Raw genomic sequence first — 7,500 nt, 5'->3', positions numbered from 1 at the left:
TGCAAGCTCTTGATTGAAGTCCCAGTAAACGGCGGCCGTAACTATAACGGTCCTAAGGTAGCGAAATTCCTTGTCGGGTAAGTTCCGACCTGCACGAATGGCGTAACGATGGCCACACTGTCTCCTCCTGAGACTCAGCGAAGTTGAAATGTTTGTGATGATGCAATCTCCCCGCGGAAAGACGGAAAGACCCCATGAACCTTTACTGTAGCTTTGTATTGGACTTTGAACAGATCTGTGTAGGATAGGTGGGAGGCTTTGAAGCCAGAGCGCTAGCTTTGGTGGAGCCAACGTTGAAATACCACCCTGGTGTGTTTGAGGTTCTAACCTAGACCCGTTATCCGGGTTGGGGACAGTGCATGGTAGGCAGTTTGACTGGGGCGGTCTCCTCCCAAAGCGTAACGGAGGAGTTCGAAGGTACGCTAGTTACGGTCGGACATCGTGACGATAGTGCAATGGCATAAGCGTGCTTAACTGCGAGACTGACAAGTCGAGCAGATGCGAAAGCAGGACATAGTGATCCGGTGGTTCTGTATGGAAGGGCCATCGCTCAACGGATAAAAGGTACTCTGGGGATAACAGGCTGATACCGCCCAAGAGTTCATATCGACGGCGGTGTTTGGCACCTCGATGTCGGCTCATCTCATCCTGGGGCTGTAGTCGGTCCCAAGGGTATGGCTGTTCGCCATTTAAAGAGGTACGTGAGCTGGGTTTAAAACGTCGTGAGACAGTTTGGTCCCTATCTTCCGTGGGCGCTGCAGATTTGAGGAAGCCTGCTCCTAGTACGAGAGGACCGGAGTGGACACACCTCTGGTGTATCGGTTGTCACGCCAGTGGCATTGCCGAGTAGCTAAGTGTGGAAGAGATAACCGCTGAAAGCATCTAAGCGGGAAACTCGTTTCAAGATGAGATCTGCCGGGGCCTCGAGCCCCCTGAAGAGTCGTTCAAGACCAGGACGTTGATAGGTCGGGTGTGGAAGCGCAGCAATGCGTTAAGCTAACCGATACTAATTGCTCGTGCGGCTTGACCCTATAACCTTGATCAAAAAGCATCAAGGCTGTTATGCCAAGTGACGCAGTCAAAACTAATTAAAAGCTGATCAGACTCTATGAATTCGCTTCGCGTGACCCCAAAGTCACGCCAAGCAAACAGTTATGCCTGATGACCATAGCGAGTTGGTCCCACTCCTTCCCATCCCGAACAGGACAGTGAAACGACTCAGCGCCGATGATAGTGCGGACTCCCGTGTGAAAGTAGGTCATCGTCAGGCTTTTATAGCGAGGAAAGCGCCCTGCTCCAGCAGGGCGCTTTCTTTTTCTTCATCCTGCGGATGGCGAAAAAGAAAGCGATTCATGTTGCACGGCGCACTGCGCTGGCGTACACTGAAAGGCTTCGCTGGGCACCCGCTCGTTGAGCAAGTGTCCAGTGACAAGGTCGAAAGACCTTCGATGTTGACGGGTTAATTTCCGGCATGTCATAATAGAGGGCTTCGCTGATCGCGGCGAGCTTTGCGAACAAGAGATTGTTTGCGGATCCTTAAAAACATACAGCCGATAAGCGTGGGCGTTTGAGGGCGGATTGCCAAGTTCTTCGGAACTGAAGCCGCAAGGCTTCTCAAACGCTCATGAGAATAGAAGTGAAGTTCACTTCAATTCCGTTTTTATGAGTGGCCTCGAAAGAGGCAAAAACTTCAAGATCGAACTGTAGAGTTTGATCCTGGCTCAGATTGAACGCTGGCGGCATGCCTTACACATGCAAGTCGAACGGTAACAGGTCTTCGGATGCTGACGAGTGGCGAACGGGTGAGTAATACATCGGAACGTGCCCAATCGTGGGGGATAGCTCGGCGAAAGCCGGATTAATACCGCATACGATCTACGGATGAAAGCAGGGGATCGCAAGACCTTGCGCGACTGGAGCGGCCGATGGCAGATTAGGTAGTTGGTGGGGTAAAGGCTCACCAAGCCGACGATCTGTAGCTGGTCTGAGAGGACGACCAGCCACACTGGGACTGAGACACGGCCCAGACTCCTACGGGAGGCAGCAGTGGGGAATTTTGGACAATGGGCGCAAGCCTGATCCAGCAATGCCGCGTGCAGGATGAAGGCCTTCGGGTTGTAAACTGCTTTTGTACGGAACGAAAAGGCTCTGGCTAATACCCGGGGCTCATGACGGTACCGTAAGAATAAGCACCGGCTAACTACGTGCCAGCAGCCGCGGTAATACGTAGGGTGCGAGCGTTAATCGGAATTACTGGGCGTAAAGCGTGCGCAGGCGGTGATGTAAGACAGTTGTGAAATCCCCGGGCTCAACCTGGGAACTGCATCTGTGACTGCATCGCTGGAGTGCGGCAGAGGGGGATGGAATTCCGCGTGTAGCAGTGAAATGCGTAGATATGCGGAGGAACACCGATGGCGAAGGCAATCCCCTGGGCCTGCACTGACGCTCATGCACGAAAGCGTGGGGAGCAAACAGGATTAGATACCCTGGTAGTCCACGCCCTAAACGATGTCAACTGGTTGTTGGGAATTTGCTTTCTCAGTAACGAAGCTAACGCGTGAAGTTGACCGCCTGGGGAGTACGGCCGCAAGGTTGAAACTCAAAGGAATTGACGGGGACCCGCACAAGCGGTGGATGATGTGGTTTAATTCGATGCAACGCGAAAAACCTTACCCACCTTTGACATGTACGGAACTTGCCAGAGATGGCTTGGTGCTCGAAAGAGAGCCGTAACACAGGTGCTGCATGGCTGTCGTCAGCTCGTGTCGTGAGATGTTGGGTTAAGTCCCGCAACGAGCGCAACCCTTGTCATTAGTTGCTACATTCAGTTGGGCACTCTAATGAGACTGCCGGTGACAAACCGGAGGAAGGTGGGGATGACGTCAAGTCCTCATGGCCCTTATAGGTGGGGCTACACACGTCATACAATGGCTGGTACAAAGGGTTGCCAACCCGCGAGGGGGAGCTAATCCCACAAAGCCAGTCGTAGTCCGGATCGCAGTCTGCAACTCGACTGCGTGAAGTCGGAATCGCTAGTAATCGTGGATCAGAATGTCACGGTGAATACGTTCCCGGGTCTTGTACACACCGCCCGTCACACCATGGGAGCGGGTTCTGCCAGAAGTAGTTAGCCTAACCGCAAGGAGGGCGATTACCACGGCAGGGTTCGTGACTGGGGTGAAGTCGTAACAAGGTAGCCGTATCGGAAGGTGCGGCTGGATCACCTCCTTTCTGGAAACCGCAATCCAAATCAAACGCCCACACTTATCGGTTGTTGGAAGACAAGTCGAGTCATCGACATGGGTCTGTAGCTCAGCTGGTTAGAGCACCGTCTTGATAAGGCGGGGGTCGTTGGTTCGAGCCCAACTAGACCCACCAAACTTCCAATGTCAGTGTGGAGATCCTGGGGGATTAGCTCAGCTGGGAGAGCACCTGCTTTGCAAGCAGGGGGTCGTCGGTTCGATCCCGTCATCCTCCACCAAGACCTGAAATTATGTGTCATCAACACCAAAGCGGCCTTGTGGGAAATGAGGCTGTTTTGTTGTTGGTCAACATTGTTGATCAATCGGCTGTTCTTTAAAAATTCATAGAGTCGAATCAGCGTTGTCGACGGAAAGAGCGAATTCGTAAAGGTTTTAGCTCACCGTGCCGTCGGCAACATTTTTTGATTGCGTCAAATGAACTTCAGCTTGCTGCAAGGCAAATTGAAGACGGCATAACGCGCCAGGTGAAAGACCTGGCAATTCCTTGATTGACTTGGGCTTCTCGTGAGAGGCGTCAAAGTTATAGGGTCAAGTGAATAAGAGCATGTGGTGGATGCCTTGGCGATGATAGGCGACGAAGGACGTGATAGCCTGCGATAAGCTTCGGGGAGCTGGCAAATAAGCTTTGATCCGGAGATTTCCGAATGGGGAAACCCACCGAAAGGTATCGTGCACTGAATACATAGGTGCACGAGGCGAACCGGGTGAACTGAAACATCTCAGTAGCTCGAGGAAAAGACATCAACCGAGATTCCGAAAGTAGTGGCGAGCGAAATCGGAAGAGCCTGCTAGTGATAGCACAGAACTTAGCAAAGCGGTCTGGAAAGGCCGGCCATAGTGGGTGATAGCCCCGTATGCGAAAAGATCTGTGTGGTACTGAGCTAGCGAAAAGTAGGGCGGGACACGTGTAATCCTGTCTGAATATGGGGGGACCATCCTCCAAGGCTAAATACTCATCATCGACCGATAGTGAACTAGTACCGTGAGGGAAAGGCGAAAAGAACCCCGGGAGGGGAGTGAAATAGATCCTGAAACCGCATGCTTACAAAAAGTCGGAGCCCTTCGGGGTGACGGCGTACCTTTTGTATAATGGGTCAGCGACTTACATTCAGTGGCAAGGTTAACCGAATAGGGAAGCCGTAGAGAAATCGAGTCCGAATAGGGCGTTCAGTCGCTGGGTGTAGACCCGAAACCAGGTGATCTATCCATGGCCAGGATGAAGGTGCCGTAACAGGTACTGGAGGTCCGAACCGACTAGTGTTGCAAAACTAGCGGATGAGCTGTGGATAGGGGTGAAAGGCTAAACAAACCTGGAAATAGCTGGTTCTCTCCGAAAACTATTTAGGTAGTGCCTCAAGTATTACCTTCGGGGGTAGAGCACTGTTTTGGCTAGGGGGTCATGGCGACTTACCAAACCAAGGCAAACTCCGAATACCGAAGAGTACAGCTTGGGAGACAGAGCACCGGGTGCTAACGTCCGGACTCAAGAGGGAAACAACCCAGACCGCCAGCTAAGGTCCCTAAAATTGGCTAAGTGGGAAACGAAGTGGGAAGGCTAAAACAGTCAGGATGTTGGCTTAGAAGCAGCCATCATTTAAAGAAAGCGTAATAGCTCACTGATCGAGTCGTCCTGCGCGGAAGATGTAACGGGGCTAAGCCAGTTACCGAAGCTGCGGATGTGCAATTTATTGCACGTGGTAGGAGAGCGTTCTGTAAGCCTGTGAAGGTGGCTTGTAAAGGCTGCTGGAGGTATCAGAAGTGCGAATGCTGACATGAGTAGCGTTAAAGCGGGTGAAAAGCCCGCTCGCCGTAAGCGCAAGGTTTTCTACGCAACGTTCATCGGCGTAGAGTGAGTCGGCCCCTAAGGCGAGGCAGAGATGCGTAGCTGATGGGAAACAGGTCAATATTCCTGTACCGATATGCAGTGCGATGTGGGGACGGATCTTAATAGCTCATCCAGGTGTTGGATTACCTGGTTTAGCTGGATGTAGGCGTGCAGTAGGCAAATCCGCTGCACATATACCGAGGCCAGCGATCGAGCGAGCTTGCTCGCGAAGTGAGTGAACGAGGTTCCAGGAAAAGCCACTAAGCTTCAGCTGCATACGACCGTACCGCAAACCGACACTGGTGCGCGAGATGAGTATTCTAAGGCGCTTGAGAGAACTCAGGAGAAGGAACTCGGCAAATTGACACCGTAACTTCGGGAGAAGGTGTGCCCTAGTAGTGTGAAGTGAGCAACGGAGCATGAACGGGTTGCAAAAAATCGGTGGCTGCGACTGTTTATTAAAAACACAGCACTCTGCAAACACGAAAGTGGACGTATAGGGTGTGACGCCTGCCCGGTGCTGGAAGATTAAATGATGGGGTGCAAGCTCTTGATTGAAGTCCCAGTAAACGGCGGCCGTAACTATAACGGTCCTAAGGTAGCGAAATTCCTTGTCGGGTAAGTTCCGACCTGCACGAATGGCGTAACGATGGCCACACTGTCTCCTCCTGAGACTCAGCGAAGTTGAAATGTTTGTGATGATGCAATCTCCCCGCGGAAAGACGGAAAGACCCCATGAACCTTTACTGTAGCTTTGTATTGGACTTTGAACAGATCTGTGTAGGATAGGTGGGAGGCTTTGAAGCCAGAGCGCTAGCTTTGGTGGAGCCAACGTTGAAATACCACCCTGGTGTGTTTGAGGTTCTAACCTAGACCCGTTATCCGGGTTGGGGACAGTGCATGGTAGGCAGTTTGACTGGGGCGGTCTCCTCCCAAAGCGTAACGGAGGAGTTCGAAGGTACGCTAGTTACGGTCGGACATCGTGACGATAGTGCAATGGCATAAGCGTGCTTAACTGCGAGACTGACAAGTCGAGCAGATGCGAAAGCAGGACATAGTGATCCGGTGGTTCTGTATGGAAGGGCCATCGCTCAACGGATAAAAGGTACTCTGGGGATAACAGGCTGATACCGCCCAAGAGTTCATATCGACGGCGGTGTTTGGCACCTCGATGTCGGCTCATCTCATCCTGGGGCTGTAGTCGGTCCCAAGGGTATGGCTGTTCGCCATTTAAAGAGGTACGTGAGCTGGGTTTAAAACGTCGTGAGACAGTTTGGTCCCTATCTTCCGTGGGCGCTGCAGATTTGAGGAAGCCTGCTCCTAGTACGAGAGGACCGGAGTGGACACACCTCTGGTGTATCGGTTGTCACGCCAGTGGCATTGCCGAGTAGCTAAGTGTGGAAGAGATAACCGCTGAAAGCATCTAAGCGGGAAACTCGTTTCAAGATGAGATCTGCCGGGGCCTCGAGCCCCCTGAAGAGTCGTTCAAGACCAGGACGTTGATAGGTCGGGTGTGGAAGCGCAGCAATGCGTTAAGCTAACCGATACTAATTGCTCGTGCGGCTTGACCCTATAACCTTGATCAAAAAGCATCAAGGCTGTTATGCCAAGTGACGCAGTCAAAACTAATTAAAAGCTGATCAGACTCTATGAATTCGCTTCGCGTGACCCCAAAGTCACGCCAAGCAAACAGTTATGCCTGATGACCATAGCGAGTTGGTCCCACTCCTTCCCATCCCGAACAGGACAGTGAAACGACTCAGCGCCGATGATAGTGCGGACTCCCGTGTGAAAGTAGGTCATCGTCAGGCTTTTATAGCGAGGAAAGCGCCCTGCTCCAGCAGGGCGCTTTCTTTTTCTTCATCCTGCGGATGGCGAAAAAGAAAGCGATTCATGTTGCACGGCGCACTGCGCTGGCGTACACTGAAAGGCTTCGCTGGGCACCCGCTCGTTGAGCAAGTGTCCAGTGACAAGGTCGAAAGACCTTCGATGTTGACGGGTTAATTTCCGGCATGTCATAATAGAGGGCTTCGCTGATCGCGGCGAGCTTTGCGAACAAGAGATTGTTTGCGGATCCTTAAAAACATACAGCCGATAAGCGTGGGCGTTTGAGGGCGGATTGCCAAGTTCTTCGGAACTGAAGCCGCAAGGCTTCTCAAACGCTCATGAGAATAGAAGTGAAGTTCACTTCAATTCCGTTTTTATGAGTGGCCTCGAAAGAGGCAAAAACTTCAAGATCGAACTGTAGAGTTTGATCCTGGCTCAGATTGAACGCTGGCGGCATGCCTTACACATGCAAGTCGAACGGTAACAGGTCTTCGGATGCTGACGAGTGGCGAACGGGTGAGTAATACATCGGAACGTGCCCAATCGTGGGGGATAGCTCGGCGAAAGCCGGATTAATACCGCATA

Annotated in this window: 2 tRNA genes and 6 rRNA genes (2 of these 8 only partly in view); all 8 read left to right on the top strand. The window is 52.1% G+C overall.

The window, feature by feature from the left end:
* Positions 1-1,031, top strand: a 23S ribosomal RNA gene (locus tag LG388_RS25080); it begins 1,840 nt to the left of the window's first position.
* Positions 1,032-1,157: 126 nt separating this feature from the next.
* A 5S ribosomal RNA gene (rrf, locus tag LG388_RS25075) occupies positions 1,158-1,270 on the top strand.
* A gap of 428 nt (positions 1,271-1,698) precedes the next feature.
* Positions 1,699-3,231 (top strand): 16S ribosomal RNA (locus LG388_RS25070).
* Positions 3,232-3,301: 70 nt separating this feature from the next.
* Positions 3,302-3,378 (top strand) — tRNA-Ile (locus LG388_RS25065).
* 27 nt (positions 3,379-3,405) lie between these two features.
* A tRNA-Ala gene (locus LG388_RS25060) sits at positions 3,406-3,481 on the top strand.
* A 308-nt stretch (positions 3,482-3,789) separates the two neighbouring features.
* A 23S ribosomal RNA gene (locus LG388_RS25055) occupies positions 3,790-6,660 on the top strand.
* A gap of 126 nt (positions 6,661-6,786) precedes the next feature.
* Positions 6,787-6,899, top strand: a 5S ribosomal RNA gene (gene rrf, locus LG388_RS25050).
* A gap of 428 nt (positions 6,900-7,327) precedes the next feature.
* A 16S ribosomal RNA gene (locus LG388_RS25045) occupies positions 7,328-7,500 on the top strand; it runs 1,360 nt beyond the window's last position.
* Together the 16S, 23S and 5S rRNA genes with 2 tRNA genes alongside form the textbook arrangement of a ribosomal RNA operon.

It is taken from the genome of Xenophilus sp. Marseille-Q4582 (assembly GCF_916700565.1).
GTDB lineage: Bacteria > Pseudomonadota > Gammaproteobacteria > Burkholderiales > Burkholderiaceae_C > Xenophilus.
The sequence above is the reverse complement of the archived record's forward strand: the minus strand, read 5'-3'. Positions and strand labels throughout refer to the sequence as shown.